We start from the raw sequence: 16,708 nt of genomic DNA on the forward strand, positions 1-16,708 counted from the left end.
TTACGCCTCCAGAGCCGCTCCCAGAACATCGGCCATCTTGTGCGCCGTCGCCCTTGGCAGGGCAATGTAATGGGCGTCCATGGTGCGGGCAAGGTCAACGAGCGCCGGATTGGGCCGCATCGCCGTGTCGATGATCACCGCGGGCATGCCGCTGGCGCGGATCGCCCGGGCGACCTTGGTCGCCTGTTCGCCCGCCAATTCCCGGTTCGCCGTGCCATCCAGCGCGATATTGCCGCGCCCATCGGTCAGAAGCGCAATCGTCGGCGTCATGCCGCGCGAACGCGCCTGTTTCGCCGTCACCATCGCCATTTCCATCCCGCTCGCAAGCGGCGTGCCGCCCCCGCCCGGAAGGCCCTGCAGCTGCCGCTTCGTCTGCGTCAGCGAGCGGGACGGTTGCAGCAGCACCTGCGCCGCCGTGCCGCGGAAGGTGATCAGCGACACATGGTCCCGCGCCGCATAGGCCCGGCCCAGCAGCAGTTCCACCGCGCCCTTGGCCTCCGAGAGCCGCGCCACCGCCGCCGAGCCCGAGGCATCGACGGCAAAGATCAGCACGCGGTCGGACATTTCCTTGCGCCGCTTGATGTGGATGTCCGAGCTTTCGACCAGCAGCACCCGTTCGGTGCCCGCAGGCGCCTGACGCCGCCGCAGCCCCTGCCAGGGCGCGGCCGAGCGCAGGGTGGCCACCAGATCGATCTTGGCGTCATCCTCCAGCTTGCCCTTGCGCGAGGGCAGGGGGCGGCCGCGACGGTTGCCGATCTGCTCTTGCCCGGCGCCCTGACCGCCACTCGCAGCCCGCAACCGGCTGCCCATGTTCAGCGTTTGCAAGATGTTGTCGGGCAGCATCGCGCGGACAGCCTCGACCACGATCTCGGGCGGGATGCCGTCGAGCGGGTCGATCTGATCCTGCTCGTCCTGCTGGTTCTCGCCCTCGTTCGGCTCTGGCGGTTCCGGCGGCGGCGGAGGGGGCGGCGGCGCCTCTTGCAACGGCAGCGCCCGATGCGCCAGCGTCAGTTCGGCGGCATGCAGAACGTCCTCGGCCTCGACCCTGGTGCGGCCCGAAAGCGCGGTCAGGATCCGCGCCGCGGTCAGCGCCAGCATCGGCGCACGCAGGCTGGAGATGCCCAGCTGGCGACAGCCCTCGACAATCTCGCTCACCCGTTCGGCGGGCATCTGCACCTGCGGCAACAGTTCGCGGGCGCGTTCGATCTGCGCGGTCTCGGGCAAAAGCCCCGGCCCGTCGATCGACCGCACTTCGGAGAGATCGACGAAAAGCCCGAGCCGGTCGGCCACCGCATGCGGCAAGGCCTCGTCCGGTTCGGCGGCTTCATCGAGCGCAATCAGCGCATGTTGGCGCAGATCGAGCGCCTGTGCCAGCCGCGCGCCCAGCTTCGCCGTGCAGCGTTCGGCCATCGGCAGGATGAAGACGCTCGGCCGGTCCAGCAGCCCGCCTTTCAGGACGGGCTTGCCGGAATGCAGCGTCTCGGCGACGTCAAGGCCACCGTAAAGCGCGCCATCGTCCACGTTCGGCGGCAGACGGCGCAGCGCCATCGGGAAGGGCAGCTTGGCCAGCGTGTCGGTGAAGGCCAGCCGAATGGGACCCGCGCGCGAGCGCAGCCACAATCCGCCGACCGCGGCGGGGTCGACCGTCAGCACCGCAAGGGCCGACTTCAGGCGTTCGTGGTCCATGTTACGGCAACGTTTCTTCGACCGTCCGGGCCACGCGGGCCGTCGAGCCGGCTTCATCAAGGGGATCGCGGCGCAGACGGTGCGACAGCGCCATCGTTGCCACCCGCTTCAGGTGATCGCGACCGACCGCGGTTGCCCCTTCCAGCGCCGCAAGGGCACGGGCCGATCGCAGAAGCGTCAGCTCGCCCCGCAGACCGTCGGACCCCAGCGCGATGCAAAGCGCGGCGCAGTCATAAAGCGCGGTGTTCGGCGCCTCGACCTTCGGCAGACGTTCACGCGCTTCCAGAATCTGGTTGCGGATGTCCATGTCCTTGGGCCGCCATTCTTCCAGAAAGGCTTTCGGATCTGCGTCATAGGTGTCGCGGCGACGGATCACCTCGACCCGGGTTTCGACGTCGCGGGGCGACAGAACCTCGACCGAGAGGCCGAAACGGTCCAGAAGCTGCGGCCGCAGGTCGCCCTCTTCCGGGTTGCCCGAGCCGACCAGAACGAAACGGGCGGGGTGACGGATCGAGAGGCCGTCGCGTTCCACCACGTTCTCGCCCGATTGCGCCACGTCGAGCAGAAGATCGACGATGTGATCTTCCAGCAGGTTGCATTCGTCGATGTAAAGGTAACCGCGGTTGGCCCGGGCCAGAAGGCCCGGTTCAAACGCCTTTTCCCCTTTCGAGATCGCGCGCTCGATATCCAGCGCCCCCACCACGCGGTCTTCCGACACGCCGAGCGGCAGATCGACGACCGGGGTCGGCTTGCGGATCACGTTGGTCGAAAGCACGGTCGCCCAATCGGGGATCATCTCGACATTGGGCGAGGACACCGGGCAGCCCTCGACCGCCTCGATTTCGGGCAAAAGCGCCGCCAGCGCCCGCACCGCGGTCGATTTGCCGGTGCCGCGGTCACCAAAGACCAGAACGCCGCCGATGCCGGGATCGACCGCGGTCAACAGCAGCGCCAGTTTCATGTCTTCCTGACCGACGATGGCAGAAAAGGGAAAGACGGGTCTCGTCTTCGCGCCCGAAGCAGAGGGTTGAAGTCGAGCGACGGCGGTAGTCATGCAGTTTCCCTTTCCAAGACTTTGCTGGCGAGCGGGTCCTTGCCCATCCAGCTTCCCTCGGTCCCAAGCAAACGGAACCGGGCATAGAGTTCTTCGGTGAACCAACCTTCTTCACGCGCAGCACGGATGGCCTTGCCATGCGGCGTGTCGCCGCGGGCGAAGGCGTTCATCTTTGCCACATCCGGCCAGATCGAGAAAGTCACTTGATGGAAAAGGGGAATTTCCCCGATCCCGATCTTGAACATCAGGTTCTGATCCTCGCCGACTTTCTCGGAAATCTTCGGCACGCGCGACCAGAAGGCATTGGCCTTGTGCGGCTTGATCGCGGCGCGGGTCAGCGCCACCACGGGCTCGTCCGGGCTTGGCTCGGCCACCTGTTCGGGCAGGAACGGATTGACGCCGCCCCAGGTGCCGCGCGCCGAAAGCGGCTGCAGATGCAGCACCAGCGTTTCCGCCGCATGCGCCCGCCAGCGCTTCCAGACCGGGTGGTTCGCGGTCACGTCGCGGGCATCGGCCTCGGTGTCGAAAGCCGCCATGATCGCCCAGACGCGCCAGTTCGGCTTCGGCGTGAAGCCCTCGCCGGTGCCCGATCCGCACAGTTTGTAGAACTTCACCCGCGGCTCGTCGTTCAGGGGGCGGCGGGACAGGATCATCTGGCTGATGACCCAGGGCAGCGAGCTTGTGCCGTCGAAACGGAACAGGCTGAGTGAGGCGACAGGCATCTACGTCCTCCCCTGTGATGTGTAACGGGATATTTACATCTGGGTCCCTTGTAATGGAAGGCCTCAGACGTTTTGTCGCGAGACAGCGTCGACAGTTGTAAATCGGAATTGACGACCTATCATCCCCCCAATGCAACCTGAAACTACCGAAGAAACCATGTCCAAGAACACAGAAGGTATGGGTCGCGCCGTTGTCATCGGTGCCGGCCTTGGCGGTCTTGCTGCAGCGATGCGGCTGGGCGCAAAAGGTTACAAGGTGACGGTCGTCGATCGTCTGGATCGGCCCGGCGGGCGTGGCTCTTCGATCACCAAGGGCGGGCATCGATTCGACCTTGGGCCGACGATCGTGACGGTGCCCGACCGGCTGCGCGAGCTTTGGGCCGATTGCGGGCGCGATTTCGACAAGGACGTGAGCCTTGTGCCGATGGAGCCCTTCTACACCATCGATTTCCCCGATGGCGAGAAATACACCGCTTACGGCGATGACGCCAAGGTCAAGGCCGAGGTGGCGCGGATCAGCCCCGGCGATGTCGAGGGCTTCCGCCATTTCATGTGGGACGCCAAGGCCCGTTATGAATTCGGCTATGAAAACCTCGGCCGCAAGCCGATGAGCAAGCTGTGGGACCTGATCAAGGTTCTGCCGACTTTCGGCTGGCTGCGCGCCGACCGCTCGGTCTATGGCCATGCCAAGAAGATGGTGAAGGACGACCACCTGCGCTTCGCGCTGTCGTTCCATCCGCTTTTCATCGGCGGCGACCCCTTCCATGTGACGTCGATGTATATCCTCGTCAGCCAGCTCGAAAAGAAATTCGGCGTGCATTACGCGATCGGCGGCGTGCAGGCGATTGCCGATGCGATGGCCAAGGTGATCACCGATCAGGGCGGCGAGATGCGCCTGAACACCGAGGTCGACGAGATCCTGGTCTCGCGTGACGGCAAGGCCACGGGCATCCGGCTGATGGACGGCACCGAGCTTCCGGCGCAGGTTGTCGTCTCGAACGCCGATGCGGGCCACACCTACAAGCGTCTCTTGCGCAACCGCGACCGCTGGCGCTGGACCGACGAGAAGCTCGACAAGAAGCGCTGGTCGATGGGGCTTTTCGTCTGGTATTTCGGCACCAAGGGTACGGCCAAGATGTGGAAGGATGTGGGTCACCACACCGTCGTCGTCGGGCCGCGCTACAAGGAACATGTGCAGGACATCTTCATCAAGGGCGAGCTGGCCGAGGACATGAGCCTTTATGTCCACCGTCCCTCGGTCACTGATCCGACCGCGGCGCCGAAAGGCGACGACACCTTCTACGTGCTTTCGCCGGTGCCGAACCTCGGCTTCGACAATGGCGTGGACTGGTCGGTCGAGGCCGAGAAATACAAGGCCAAGGTGCTGAAAGTGATCGAGGAACGGCTGCTTCCGGGGGTTGCCGAAAAGATCACCGAGGAAGTGGTCTTCACGCCGGAAACCTTCCGCGACCGTTATCTCTCGCCGCTGGGCGCGGGCTTCTCGCTGGAACCGCGGATCCTGCAATCGGCCTGGTTCCGCCCGCATAACGCCTCGGAAGAGGTGGACGGGCTTTATCTGGTCGGCGCGGGCACCCATCCGGGCGCCGGTGTGCCCTCGGTGATCGGCTCGGGCGAGCTTGTCGCGCAGATGATCCCGGATGCGCCGAAGCCCGAGACCCCCGCGGCGGCTGCGCCCAAGGCCCGGACGCCCCGGGCCAAGGCGGCGCAATGATCGCCGAAGCGGATATGGAGGTCTGCCGGGAGCTGATCCGCACCGGCAGCTACTCCTTCCATGCGGCGTCCAGAGTTCTGCCGGCGCGGGTCCGTGACCCCGCGCTGGCGCTTTACGCCTTTTGCCGCGTCGCCGATGACGAAGTCGACGAGGTTGGCGCGCCGCGCGACAAGGCTGCGGCGGTTTTGAAACTTGGCGACCGGCTGGAGGACATCTATGCCGGTCGTCCGCGCAATGCGCCCTCGGATCGGGCTTTCGCGGCGGTGGTCGAGGAATTCGAGATGCCGCGCGAATTGCCCGAGGCGCTGCTGGAGGGCTTCGCCTGGGATGCCGAGGGGCGGTGGTATCACACGCTTTCGGACGTGCAGGCCTATTCGGCGCGGGTGGCGGCCGCCGTCGGCGCGATGATGTGCGTGCTGATGCGGGTGCGCAACCCCGATGCGCTGGCGCGGGCCTGCGATCTCGGTCTTGCCATGCAGATGTCGAACATCGCCCGCGACGTGGGCGAGGATGCCCGGGCGGGGCGGCTTTTCCTGCCGACCGACTGGATGGTCGAGGAGGGGATCGATCCGCAGGCGTTCCTGGCCGATCCGCAGCCCACCAAGGGCATCCGCCGGGTCACCGAGCGGTTGCTGAACCGCGCCGACCGGCTTTACTGGCGGGCGGCGACGGGGGTGCGGCTTTTGCCCTTTGACTGCCGACCGGGGATCATGGCCGCGGGCAAGATCTATGCCGCGATCGGGGCCGAGGTGGCGAAGGCGAAATACGACAACATCACCCGGCGTGCCCACACGACCAAGGGCCGCAAGCTGTGGCTGGTGGCGAATTCCGCGATGTCGGCGACGGCGACCTCGATGCTGCCGCTCTCGCCGCGGGTGCATGCCAAGCCCGAGCCCGAAGTGGCGCATCTGGTCGATGCCGCCGCGCATCGCAACCTGCATCCCGAACGGTCCGAGGTGCTGATCTCGGCGCTGATGGCGCTGAAGGCGCGCGACCGCGGCCTGGCGATGGATTGAGGCCGCGACGGTTCGTCACTGGACGTGCGCGCGCCCCGGGTCCACAACGGGGCGTGTCCACAACCGGAGGCCATGATGAGCCTGACTCTCTTTGCCGTCTATTTCGTCGCCTGCGCCTGCGCGGGCGCGACCGGAGCGATCTTCAGCCCCGGCGCATGGTATGACAGCCTGAAGAAACCGAGCTGGGTGCCGCCGAACTGGCTGTTTCCCGTCGCCTGGTCCACGCTTTACATCCTGATGTCGATTTCGGCGGCGCGGGTATCCGGGCTGGCGATGGAAAACGAACTGGCCGTGCTGGGTCTGGCCTTCTGGGCGGTGCAGATCGCGGTCAACACGCTTTGGACGCCGATCTTCTTCGGCCTGCACCGGCTGGCGGGCGGGATGCTGGTTCTGGTGCTTTTGTGGCTGAGCGTCTTTGCCACCTGCGTCCTGTTCTGGAGCGTCGACTGGCTCTCGGGGCTGATGTTCGTGCCCTATGTGATCTGGGTGACGGTGGCCGGGGCGCTGAATTTCAGCGTCTGGCGGCTCAATCCGGGCGAAAAGCCGATCACGCTTTGATCTGCTGATCCTGGTGTGACCGAGGCCATCGCCTCGGTCATGCGCAACCTTTCCCCGGGGCCGCCGAGGGCCCAAAGGCACTCGGCCAGCGCCCGCCCCGCCCATGGCGGGCGCTTCTCGCCCGCCGGGACGGGCGCTGGCCTCTGTTGTGCTTGGGGAGGCGGTCTTGCGGATGCGTCGCGCGGCGGGCGGGGAAAAGCGGTGCTTTTCCTGATCCGCCCGAAACGGACGATTTCAGTCCTTGTGCTTCCACCCGGCCCGGCGCGGCACCCGCACGGCCAGCATCGGCTTCAGCACCGGCTGGCGGAACCGCACCAGATCGAGCGCCTCGTGCATGCCCACCGTTTCCTCGCCGTCGATCTGCGTGCGCATCAGCGCGCGGGAATAGAAGGGCGCCTCCAGCAGCGAATAGACCCCGGCCGGATGCGCCCCCGCATCGCAGCGCGTTTCACGCCGCACGAACCAGGGCGTGCGCTTCATCTTCACCAGGGGCGGAGGGCTGTCGATCTCGCAGACCGACCCGTCCGGGTTGATCTGCACGGCGAGCGCCACCTTGGTCCGGTCCAACCGCGTCGCATCGTAAAAACAGACCGTTCGATCCTTCAGCGGGAACCGCCCCCAGGTCCAGAACGAGAAGTCTTCCTCCAGCGCGCGGGTGCCGAAATTGGCGTCGAAATAGCCGTGTCCGGTCCATTTGTGCCCGGGCGCCAGATCGACCTCGACATCGGCGATGGGCGCGAAAGGCCGCCAGGTGTGGCCCGCATCCGGCGTCAGCCGCACCTCGACCCCGGTCACCGCGCGCGGCGTCAGCACGACCCGGCCCTTGAGCTTGCCCAGCTTCGGCAAAGCCCCCCATTCGTCAACGTCGATCACCAGCTCCTTGCCGGTCCAGGTCAGCTTCGACGGCCCGACCTGAAAGCTGTCGCGCGACTGCCGCAGCGCAGACCGGCCCCGGTCGGTCATCGTGAAGCGCCCATCAGTGCCGGTCGTCACCATGTTGATGCAGCAGTGATTTTGCGGCTCGCGACGACCCGACCAGCGATACCACGGGCTGAAGACCGAGCCGATGAAGGCGATCATCGAGAAGGCCTTTTCGCCGTCGTCGGAGATGCCGTCGCAATACCACCAGGCGTAGCCGTTCGGCCCTACTTCGCGGCGGAAATCCGGTCCGCCAGCAAGGCCCGTGCTGCATGCGTCCCGGAAGTCAGCGCCATGGGCACCCCGGCACCCGGGTGCGTTCCCCCACCCGCCAGATAAAGCCCCTTGAGCCCCGTCCGCGCCAGAGGCCGCCGGAAGGTCGCCAGCGTCCCCTCCGGCGAGCCGCCGTAGATCGCCCCCAGCGAGCCCGGGAACCGCCGCGACAGCAGCGCCGGCGTCGTCAGCGCCCGGGTTTCCGGGTCCGGGCTGAAGGTCAGTCCCATCGCGGCGAGCATCGGGAAGGTGCGTGCCCTGCATTGTGCCTCCTCCTGAGGAAAGGGTTGATGGCCTGCCGGGCCGTTCATGATGATTTCAAAGCGTTCGATTTCCGGCACCGGGGCCTGCATCTCGCGGTCCTGCGCACAGATGTAAAGCGTCGGTTCCTCGGGCATCTCGCCCGCGCCGATGGGCCCGAATTCCAGCTCCGGATCGGCGGTGAAGAAGACGTTGTGATGCGCGAGGTCAACGCCGATCGGGGTGGCGCCAAAGGCCCAGACCCAGGCGGAAAGACTGGGGGCGGGGCGGGGCGATTTCTCCATCGAGGCGCGGGCGGCATCGCCCAGAAGCCCGTCGCGCAACGCCCCCGGATCGCCGTTGAAGATGCAGGCGCCGCAGGGGATCGAGACGCCGGTCTCGATCTCGACCGCGGTGACCCGGCCTTCCTTGCGCACGATGCGCTTGGCCTTGGCGCCGTAATGGAACCGCACGCCCTTCGCCTCGGCCACCCGGGCCAGCGCGGCGGCAACGCCATGCATCCCCTCGCGGATCGCCCAGACGCCCTGAACCTCGGCCTGCCAGATCAGCGAGAGCACCGCGGGCGTCGCCCCCGGACGGCCGCCGACATAGGTCGCATAGCGGCCGAAGAGCTGCGCCAGCCGCGGATCCTTGAAGTGATGGGCGAGCAGGTCGCGCATCGTCAGCCCGGGGCGCAGCGCGGGCCAAAGCTGCGGCCGCGTCACCGTGGCCGCGGCGATTCGCCAAAGATCCGGCTTCGGCGCCGCGATCACCGAGCGGTGGAACGCCTCCCACAGCCCCGTCGTCAGGTGATCGAAGCGGCGGAATGCCGCAGCTTCCTTGTCGCCCGCAAAGGCCCGGATCGCCTCGATATTGGCTTCGGTGTCGGTGAACAGATCGAGGCTGGAGCCGTCGGGCCAGAAATGCCGGGCGAGTCGGGGCAGGGGGATCAGCGTCAGATGTTCCTCGGCCCGGGTGCCGCAGGCGGCAAAGAGCGCGTCCAGAACATGCCGCATCGTCAAGACCGTGGGCCCCGTATCCGCAGGCCCGCCGGGGGTCGGAACCGCCCGCGCCTTGCCGCCCGGGGCATCGCCCGCCTCAACCACCGTGACCCGAAGGCCCGCCGCCGCCGCACCGATGGCGGCCGCAAGGCCCCCCATTCCGGCGCCGATCACCACGACGTCCGTTTCACTCCGCATCGCTCGCTCCCGCACGCACCGCCGTCCGCACCCCCCCGGGAGTGCAATTTTGTCCCATATTCTTGGGTGTAAGTTTCAGTTTACACAGGTAGGTGCGAATGCCAATGTGCGTCGTGACGCAGCGGAGGGCTCTGTCATGTCTCTGGATAAACGTATCGAGTCGGCGCTGGTCAAGGCGCTGTCACCCGAGGCTTTGGGTGAATCTCCGCCGTTGCTTGCCGCCGCGCTGCCTTACGGGGTGTTTCCCGGCGGCGCGCGGATCCGGCCGACGATCCTTGTCTCGGTCGCGCTCGCCTGTGGCGACGATTGCCCGGCGGTCACCGATGCCGCGGCCGTGGCGCTGGAGCTGATGCATTGCGCGAGCCTCGTGCATGACGATCTGCCCGCCTTCGACAATGCCGACATCCGGCGCGGCAAGCCGAGCCTTCACAAGGCCTATAATGAACCGCTTGCGGTTCTGGCGGGCGACAGCCTGCTGATCCGCGGCTTCGAAGTGCTGGCCGATGTCGGCGCCGTCAACCCGGACCGGGCGCTGAAGCTGATCTCGAAACTGGGTCAGCTGTCGGGGGCGCGCGGCGGGATCTGCGCCGGTCAGGCCTGGGAAAGCGAATCCAAGGTCGATCTGGCCGCCTATCATCAGGCGAAGACCGGGGCGCTGTTCATTGCCGCGACCCAGATGGGGGCGATTGCGGCGGGCTACGAGGCCGAACCCTGGTTCGATCTGGGCATGCGGATCGGCTCGGCCTTCCAGATCGCCGACGACCTGAAAGACGCGCTGATGTCGGCCGAGGCAATGGGCAAGCCCGCCGGGCAGGACATCGCGAACGAACGCCCGAATGCGGTCAAGACGATGGGCATCGAGGGCGCGCGCAAACATCTGCAAGATGTGCTGGCGGGGGCGATCGCCTCGATCCCGTCCTGCCCCGGTGAGGCGAAGCTGGCCCAGATGGTGCAGCTTTACGCCCACAAGATCATGGACATCCCGGCCAGCGCCGAGAGGGGCTGATCGTGCCGAAGGACGACCACACGGGCGCGACGGCCGACCGGACCGCGCAGCCGACAGGAACGGGAAAGCAGCCGCTGGTTCCGGGCCAGCCCGGGGCGGCGCCGGTGCAGCCGGGGCGGGTGAATTTCTTCACCCGGATCGCGCTGTCGCAACGGCTGCATGAAATCTTCGAACGCCTGCCGCTGATGAACCGCGTCACCCGGCGCGAGGGCGAGGCGCTCTTCGACATCGTTTCGGGCTTCGTGCAAAGCCAGGTTCTCTTGGCGATCGTCGAATTCCGGGTGCTGCATATTCTGGCCGGGGCCTCTTGGCCCTTGCCGCAACTGGCCGAACGCACCGGCCTGGCCGAGGACCGGCTGGCGGTGCTGATGCAGGCCGCCGCCGCCTTGAAGCTGGTGAAATTCCGCCGCGGTCTGTGGCAGCTTGCCCCGCGTGGCGCCGCCTTCATCACCGTGCCAGGGCTCGAGGCGATGGTGCGCCATCACCCCGTCCTTTACCGCGATCTGGCCGATCCGGTGGCTTTTCTGAAAGGCGACATCGAACCCGAGCTGGCGGGCTTCTGGCCCTATGTCTTCGGGCCGCTGGCGCAGGAAGATGCGGGGCTCGCCGAGCGCTATTCGCAGCTGATGGCCGACAGCCAGCGCGTCGTGGCCGATGACACCTTGCGGCTTGTCGATCTGCGCGATGCCAAGCGGGTGATGGATGTGGGCGGCGGCACCGGGGCCTTCCTGCGCGTCGTGGCCAAGCTTTACCCCGAGCTGCCCTTGACGCTGTTCGACCTGCCGCATGTGCTGTCGGTGGCGGACCGCTTCAGCCCGAAGCTCGATTTCGCGCCGGGCAGCTTCCGCGACGATCCGATCCCGCAGGGCGCCGATGTCATCACTTTGGTGCGCGTGCTGTATGACCATCCTGACAGCGTCGTCGAACCGCTTCTGGCCAAGGTGCATGCCGCCTTGCCGCCGGGCGGGCGTCTGATCATCTCGGAGGCGATGGCGGGGGGCGCAAAACCCGACCGTGCCTGCGATGTCTATTTCGCCTTCTACACGATGGCGATGAGTTCGGGGCGCACGCGTTCCCCCGAAGAGATCAAGCAAATGCTTGAAAAAGCTGGGTTCACCAAGGTGTCGAAACCGCGGACCCTGCGCCCCTTCATCACCTCGGTGATCGAGGCCGAACGCGGCTGACACGGCTGCGTTCGGACCCGGCTTTGACCCGGGGGTCAGAAAGTCGCACATCCGTCTGTCGCAAAAGTGTCTAATCAAATTGACAGTCGGGCGTGTAAGTTCAATGATACACACAGGCGTGATCAGCCCGACTCTCCGGCCCGATCATACCGGGAGCAAGAAATGGAAACGCAAGTCGTCATAATGTCCGGGCCCAAGGCCATCTCGACGGGCATCGCCGGTCTGACCGACCCCGGGCCGGGGGACCTCGTCGTGGATATCGCCTATTCCGGCATTTCGACTGGCACCGAGAAATTGTTCTGGCTCGGCACCATGCCACCCTTCCCGGGCATGGGATATCCGCTTGTTCCCGGCTACGAAAGCTTCGGAGAGGTCGTTCAAGCCGCCCCCGACACCGGCTTCCGACCGGGCGATCACGTCTTCATTCCCGGCGCCAACTGCTTCACCGGCGGGTTGCGCGGGCTGTTCGGCGGGGCGTCGAAGCGCCTTGTCACGGCCGCCTCGCGCGTTTGTCGGCTGGATCCCGCCATCGGCCCCGAGGGCGCGCTTCTGGCCCTTGCCGCCACCGCGCGGCATGCGCTGGCCGGGTTTGACAATGCTCTGCCGGATCTGATCGTCGGCCACGGCACCCTCGGGCGCCTTCTGGCCCGTCTGACCCTGGCTGCCGGTGGCAAGCCGCCGATGGTCTGGGAAACCAATCCTGCCCGTCGCACGGGCGCGGTCGGCTACGAGGTTCTGGACCCCGAAGCCGATCCCCGGCGCGACTACAAGGCCATCTATGACGCCTCGGGCGCGCCCGGTCTGATCGACCAGCTCGTCGGGCGTCTGGGCAAGGGCGGGGAACTGGTGCTGTGCGGCTTCTATACGGTGCCGGTCAGCTTCGCCTTTGTTCCCGCCTTCATGAAGGAAATGCGCCTGCGCATCGCCGCCGAATGGCAGCCGGCCGACCTTTCGGCCACGCGCGCGCTGATCGAAAGCGGGGCGCTCTCGCTGGATGGTCTCATCACGCATCGTCGCCCCGCGGCGGAGGCGGCCGAGGCCTATCAGACCGCTTTCGAAGACCCTGACTGCCTGAAGATGATCCTTGACTGGAAAGATGCAAAATAATGACTGACGCACCCAACCTGAAGGGATTTGACGCCCGTCTGCGGGAAGAAGCCGCCGAAGAGCCCACGCTCGAAATCCCCGAGCAACCGCCGACCAAGAAGACGCAGATCATCGCGATCTACGGCAAGGGCGGTTCGGGCAAGTCCTTCACGCTGGCCAACCTGTCCCACATGATGGCCGAAATGGGCAAGCGCGTGCTGCTCATTGGTTGCGACCCGAAATCGGACACCACCTCGCTTCTGTTCGGCGGCAAGAACTGCCCGACGATCATCGAGACCGCGACGAAGAAGAAGCTTGCGGGCGAGGAAGTGAAAGTCGGCGACGTCTGCTTCAAGTCGGGCGGCGTCTTCGCGATGGAACTGGGCGGGCCCGAGGTCGGCCGCGGCTGCGGTGGTCGCGGCATCATCCACGGGTTTGAACTGCTCGAAAAGCTCGGCTTCCACGACTGGGATTTCGACTTCGTGCTGCTCGATTTCCTGGGCGACGTGGTCTGCGGCGGCTTCGGCCTGCCGATCGCGCGGGACATGGCGCAAAAGGTCATCGTGATCGGCTCGAACGACCTGCAGTCGCTTTACGTGGCGAACAACGTCTGCAACGCGGTCGAATATTTCCGCAAGCTTGGCGGCAATGTCGGCGTGGCGGGGATCGTCATCAACAAGGATGACGGCACCGGCGAGGCGCAGGCCTTTGCCCGCGAAGTGGGGATTCCGATCCTGGCCGCGATCCCGGCCGATGAAGAGCTGCGCCGCAAGTCGGCCGCCTATCAGATCGTCGGCAGCCATGCGACGCCCTGGGGGAAACTCTTCGAGGAACTGGCGGGCAATGTCGCCGATGCGCCGCCCTTGCGGCCGCGTCCGCTGTCGCCCGATGCGCTGCTGGCGCTGTTTGAAACCGACGAGGAAACCCGGGTCGTCGATCTGGTGCCCGCGACGGATGAAGACCTGCGTGGCTCGAATGCCGCGCCGAAGAAATCTCTGGAAGTGATCTACGACGATGTCTGAGCGCATTGCTGCGAAAGCCCGGGCCGCTTGCACGGAGGGCCGGGCATGACCGATCTTCCGCAAGCCGAAGGCGGCTGTGGCGCGGGCAACGAACGTCTGGCCGCGCAGGCCGCCGCCGCGGGCAATGCCGAGCTGATGGCGCGCTTCAAGGCCGACTATCCCGTCGGTCCGCATGACAAGCCGCAAACCATGTGTCCGGCCTTTGGCGCGCTGCGCGTCGGCCTGCGGATGCGCCGGGTGGCCACGGTTCTGTGCGGGTCCGCCTGCTGCGTCTACGGGCTTTCGTTCATCTCGCATTTCTACGGCGCGCGCCGGTCGGTGGGCTATGTGCCCTTCGATTCGGAAACGCTGGTCACGGGCAAGCTGTTCGAGGACGTCCGCGCCTCGGTGCATGATCTGGCCGATCCCGCGCGCTATGATGCGATCGTGGTGATCAATCTTTGCGTGCCCACCGCCTCTGGCGTGCCGCTGCAGCTTTTGCCGAATGAAATCAACGGCGTTCGCGTTGTCGGCATCGATGTTCCGGGCTTTGGCGTGCCGACCCATGCCGAGGCGAAAGACGTGCTTTCGGGCGCGATGCTGGCCTATGCCCGGCAAGAGGTCATGGCCGGGCCGGTGCCTGCGCCGATCTCGGGCCGGTCCGACCGGCCGACCGTCACGCTTCTGGGCGAGATGTTCCCGGCCGATCCGATGGTGATCGGGGCGATGCTGGCGCCGATGGGGCTGGCTGTCGGTCCGACCGTGCCGATGCGCGACTGGCGCGAGCTTTACGCCGCGCTCGACAGCAAGGTCGTCGCCGCCATCCACCCGTTCTACACCGCCGCCATTCGCCAGTTCGAGGCCGCAGGCCGCGCCATCGTCGGCTCGGCCCCGGTCGGGCACGACGGCACGATGGAATGGCTGGCCAATATCGGCCGCGCCTATGACGTTTCGCCCGACAAGATCGCGGCCGCGCAGAATGCCTTTGGTCCCGCGATCAGGGGCGCGATTGCCGGGGCGCCGATCAAGGGGCGGATCACCGTTTCGGGCTATGAGGGCTCGGAACTGCTGGTGGCGCGTCTTCTGATCGAATCCGGCGCCGAGGTGCCTTACGTCGGCACCGCCGCCCCCCGCACGCCCTGGAGCGCCTGGGACAAGGACTGGCTCGAATCGCGCGGCGTCGTGGTGAAATACCGCGCCAGCCTCGAAGACGATTGCGCCGCGATGGAAGGGTTCGAGCCCGATCTGGCGATCGGCACGACGCCTCTGGTGCAAAAGGCGAAAGCGCTTGGCATTCCGGCGCTTTACTTCACCAACCTGATCTCGGCGCGGCCGCTGATGGGGCCTGCGGGCGCCGGATCGCTGGCGCAGGTGATGAATGCCGCCATGGGCAACCGCGAGCGCATGGGCAAGATGAAGGCCTTTTTCGAGGGCGTGGGCGAGGGCGACACCGCCGGGATCTGGCAGGACACGCCGAAGCTTTACCCCGACTTCCGCGAACAACAGCGCAAGAAGATGGAAAAAGCCGCCAAGCTGGCCAAAGCCGAGGAGATGATCTGATGTTTCTCCTCGATCACGACAGGGCAGGGGGCTATTGGGGCGCGGTTTACACCTTCTGCGCCGTCAAGGGTTTGCAAGTGGTCATCGACGGTCCGGTGGGCTGCGAAAACCTGCCGGTGACCTCGGTCCTGCACTATACCGACGGGCTGCCGCCGCATGAATTGCCGATCGTCGTCACTGGGCTCGGCGACGCCGAGCTGGGCCGCGAGGGCACCGAAGGCGCGATGAGCCGGGCGTGGAAGACGCTTGATCCGCTTCTGCCCTCGGTCGTCGTCACCGGCTCGATCGCCGAGATGATCGGCGGCGGCGTGACGCCGCAGGGCACGAACCTGCAGCGCTTCCTTGCGCGCACTATCGACGAAGACCAGTGGCAATGCGCCGACCGCGCGATGACCTGGCTTTTCACCGAATACGGCATGACCAAGGGACGCATGCCGGGCGAGCGGATGCGGCCCGACGGGGCGAAGCCGCGGGTCAACATCCTGGGGCCCATGTATGGCGCCTTCAACATGGCCTCGGACCTGCACGAGATTCGCCGTCTGGTTGAGGGAATCGGCGCCGAGGTGAACATGGTGTTCCCGCTCGGCACCCACCTGAGCGAGGTCCGCAACCTGGTGAATGCCGATGTGAACGTGGTCATGTACCGCGAATTCGGCCGCAACCTGGCAGAGATTCTCGGCAAGCCCTATCTGCAGGCGCCGATCGGGCTCGAGAGCACGACGAAGTTCCTGCGCAGCCTTGGCGAATTGCTCGGATTGGACCCCGAGCCCTTCATCGAGCGCGAAAAACATGCAACTTTGAAGCCCTTGTGGGATCTGTGGCGATCTGTCACGCAAGACTTCTTTGCGACGGCGAGCTTCGGAATCTGCGCCACCGAGACCTATGCCCGCGGCATAAAAGCCTATCTCGAGGGCGATCTGGGCCTGCCTTGCGCCTTTGCGGTGGCCCGAAAGGCCGGAGAGAAGACGAAAAGCGACGAAGTTCGCGGTTTGATCCGCCAAACTCGCCCTCTGGTGGTGTTCGGCTCGATCAACGAGAAGATTTATCTGGCCGAAACCAAGGCCGGCCACGGCCCTGCGGCCTCGTTCGTGCCCGCTTCCTTCCCCGGCGCGGCGATCCGCCGCGCGACGGGCACCCCCTTCATGGGTTACATGGGTAGCGTCTACCTGCTGCAAGAAATCTGTAACGGACTGTTCGACGCGCTGTTCAATATCCTGCCGCTTGCTTCCGAAATGGACAGTGCTGCGGCAACACCGGCAACCTTGCGTCGTGACATGCCCTGGGATGCGGATGCGCAGGCGGCTCTGGACCGGATCGTGTCGCAACACCCGGTTCTGACACGGATTTCGGCGGCCAAGTCGCTGCGTGACGCGGCCGAGAAGGCGGCTCTCGATCAGGGGGCTGAAAGAGTGGTTCTTGAAATGGTCGAAGCCCTGGGCGACGCGACCATGGATCGGAAGGGGGGGAACTGAA

At 66.1% G+C, this 16,708-nt stretch carries 14 protein-coding genes; 9 read left to right on the forward strand and 5 right to left on the reverse strand.

The window, feature by feature from the left end; all coding sequences use genetic code 11:
• Genes RCAP_RS03400 through crtA form a run of 3 tightly spaced genes read right to left on the reverse strand, consistent with a single transcriptional unit; the run spans position 1 to position 3,462 of the window.
• On the reverse strand, positions 1-1,686 hold the full coding sequence (locus RCAP_RS03400; RefSeq protein WP_013066420.1) for a magnesium chelatase subunit D: 1,686 nt from the start codon (positions 1,684-1,686) through the stop codon (positions 1-3).
• Between the two features lies 1 nt (position 1,687).
• Positions 1,688-2,740, reverse strand: coding sequence for a magnesium chelatase ATPase subunit I (bchI, locus tag RCAP_RS03405; protein ID WP_013066421.1), 1,053 nt, complete (start codon positions 2,738-2,740; stop codon positions 1,688-1,690).
• Positions 2,737-3,462: a spheroidene monooxygenase gene (gene crtA / locus RCAP_RS03410; protein ID WP_013066422.1), complete on the reverse strand. Its 726-nt coding sequence runs from the start codon at positions 3,460-3,462 to the stop codon at positions 2,737-2,739. Before crtA ends, bchI begins: the two co-directional genes overlap by 4 nt.
• A gap of 157 nt (positions 3,463-3,619) precedes the next feature.
• Between crtA and RCAP_RS03415 the strand changes: the two genes are divergently transcribed.
• From RCAP_RS03415 to tspO, 3 genes are all read left to right on the forward strand, one after another.
• Positions 3,620-5,194, forward strand: coding sequence for a phytoene desaturase (locus tag RCAP_RS03415; RefSeq protein WP_013066423.1), 1,575 nt, complete (start codon positions 3,620-3,622; stop codon positions 5,192-5,194).
• Positions 5,191-6,210, forward strand: a complete 1,020-nt coding sequence (crtB, locus tag RCAP_RS03420; protein ID WP_013066424.1) for a 15-cis-phytoene synthase — start codon at positions 5,191-5,193, stop codon at positions 6,208-6,210. The genes RCAP_RS03415 and crtB overlap by 4 nt, the downstream gene beginning before the upstream one ends.
• A gap of 75 nt (positions 6,211-6,285) precedes the next feature.
• A complete protein-coding gene (gene tspO, locus RCAP_RS03425; protein WP_013066425.1) occupies positions 6,286-6,768 on the forward strand; it encodes a tryptophan-rich sensory protein TspO in 483 nt (160 codons plus the stop codon).
• Positions 6,769-7,002: 234 nt separating this feature from the next.
• Here the strand turns inward: tspO and crtC are convergent, their stop codons facing one another.
• Positions 7,003-7,848, reverse strand: a complete 846-nt coding sequence (gene crtC, locus RCAP_RS03430; protein WP_013066426.1) for a carotenoid 1,2-hydratase — start codon at positions 7,846-7,848, stop codon at positions 7,003-7,005.
• A 65-nt stretch (positions 7,849-7,913) separates the two neighbouring features.
• On the reverse strand, positions 7,914-9,398 hold the full coding sequence (crtD, locus tag RCAP_RS03435) for a 1-hydroxycarotenoid 3,4-desaturase CrtD (protein ID WP_013066427.1): 1,485 nt from the start codon (positions 9,396-9,398) through the stop codon (positions 7,914-7,916).
• A gap of 136 nt (positions 9,399-9,534) precedes the next feature.
• On the opposite strand from crtD, the gene RCAP_RS03440 reads away from it, so the two are divergent.
• The 6 genes from RCAP_RS03440 (at position 9,535) to bchZ (ending at position 16,707) form a co-directional block, all read left to right on the forward strand.
• Positions 9,535-10,404: a polyprenyl synthetase family protein gene (locus RCAP_RS03440; RefSeq protein WP_013066428.1), complete on the forward strand. Its 870-nt coding sequence runs from the start codon at positions 9,535-9,537 to the stop codon at positions 10,402-10,404.
• A gap of 2 nt (positions 10,405-10,406) precedes the next feature.
• The gene (locus RCAP_RS03445) at positions 10,407-11,588 is read left to right on the forward strand and encodes a methyltransferase (protein WP_013066429.1); all 1,182 of its coding nucleotides are present in this window, start codon (positions 10,407-10,409) and stop codon (positions 11,586-11,588) included.
• 162 nt (positions 11,589-11,750) lie between these two features.
• A complete protein-coding gene (bchC, locus tag RCAP_RS03450) occupies positions 11,751-12,695 on the forward strand; it encodes a chlorophyll synthesis pathway protein BchC (RefSeq protein WP_013066430.1) in 945 nt (314 codons plus the stop codon).
• Positions 12,695-13,696, forward strand: coding sequence for a chlorophyllide a reductase iron protein subunit X (locus RCAP_RS03455; protein WP_013066431.1), 1,002 nt, complete (start codon positions 12,695-12,697; stop codon positions 13,694-13,696). Before bchC ends, RCAP_RS03455 begins: the two co-directional genes overlap by 1 nt.
• Positions 13,697-13,741: 45 nt before the next feature.
• Positions 13,742-15,235: a chlorophyllide a reductase subunit Y gene (bchY, locus tag RCAP_RS03460; RefSeq protein ID WP_013066432.1), complete on the forward strand. Its 1,494-nt coding sequence runs from the start codon at positions 13,742-13,744 to the stop codon at positions 15,233-15,235.
• Positions 15,235-16,707 carry a chlorophyllide a reductase subunit Z gene (bchZ, locus tag RCAP_RS03465; protein ID WP_013066433.1) on the forward strand — a complete coding sequence of 491 codons (1,473 nt, stop codon included), beginning with the start codon at positions 15,235-15,237 and terminating at the stop codon, positions 16,705-16,707. The genes bchY and bchZ overlap by 1 nt, the downstream gene beginning before the upstream one ends.
• Position 16,708 lies beyond the last annotated feature (1 nt).

The organism is Rhodobacter capsulatus SB 1003 (assembly GCF_000021865.1).
Classification (GTDB): domain Bacteria; phylum Pseudomonadota; class Alphaproteobacteria; order Rhodobacterales; family Rhodobacteraceae; genus Rhodobacter; species Rhodobacter capsulatus_B.

Excerpts from the sequence above, each read along its gene's own strand:
- bchY (WP_013066432.1), top strand. The coding sequence starts at position 13,742 with ATGACCGATCTTCCGCAAGCCGAAGGCGGCTGTGGCGCGGGCAACGAA.
- bchZ (WP_013066433.1), top strand. The coding sequence starts at position 15,235 with ATGTTTCTCCTCGATCACGACAGGGCAGGGGGCTATTGGGGCGCGGTT.
- crtB (WP_013066424.1), top strand. The coding sequence starts at position 5,191 with ATGATCGCCGAAGCGGATATGGAGGTCTGCCGGGAGCTGATCCGCACC.
- crtD (WP_013066427.1), bottom strand. The coding sequence starts at position 9,398 with ATGCGGAGTGAAACGGACGTCGTGGTGATCGGCGCCGGAATGGGGGGC.
- bchC (WP_013066430.1), top strand. The coding sequence starts at position 11,751 with ATGGAAACGCAAGTCGTCATAATGTCCGGGCCCAAGGCCATCTCGACG.
- RCAP_RS03400 (WP_013066420.1), bottom strand. The coding sequence starts at position 1,686 with ATGGACCACGAACGCCTGAAGTCGGCCCTTGCGGTGCTGACGGTCGAC.
- bchI (WP_013066421.1), bottom strand. The coding sequence starts at position 2,740 with ATGACTACCGCCGTCGCTCGACTTCAACCCTCTGCTTCGGGCGCGAAG.
- crtA (WP_013066422.1), bottom strand. The coding sequence starts at position 3,462 with ATGCCTGTCGCCTCACTCAGCCTGTTCCGTTTCGACGGCACAAGCTCG.
- crtC (WP_013066426.1), bottom strand. The coding sequence starts at position 7,848 with ATGATCGCCTTCATCGGCTCGGTCTTCAGCCCGTGGTATCGCTGGTCG.
- RCAP_RS03440 (WP_013066428.1), top strand. The coding sequence starts at position 9,535 with ATGTCTCTGGATAAACGTATCGAGTCGGCGCTGGTCAAGGCGCTGTCA.
- tspO (WP_013066425.1), top strand. The coding sequence starts at position 6,286 with ATGAGCCTGACTCTCTTTGCCGTCTATTTCGTCGCCTGCGCCTGCGCG.
- RCAP_RS03415 (WP_013066423.1), top strand. The coding sequence starts at position 3,620 with ATGTCCAAGAACACAGAAGGTATGGGTCGCGCCGTTGTCATCGGTGCC.
- RCAP_RS03455 (WP_013066431.1), top strand. The coding sequence starts at position 12,695 with ATGACTGACGCACCCAACCTGAAGGGATTTGACGCCCGTCTGCGGGAA.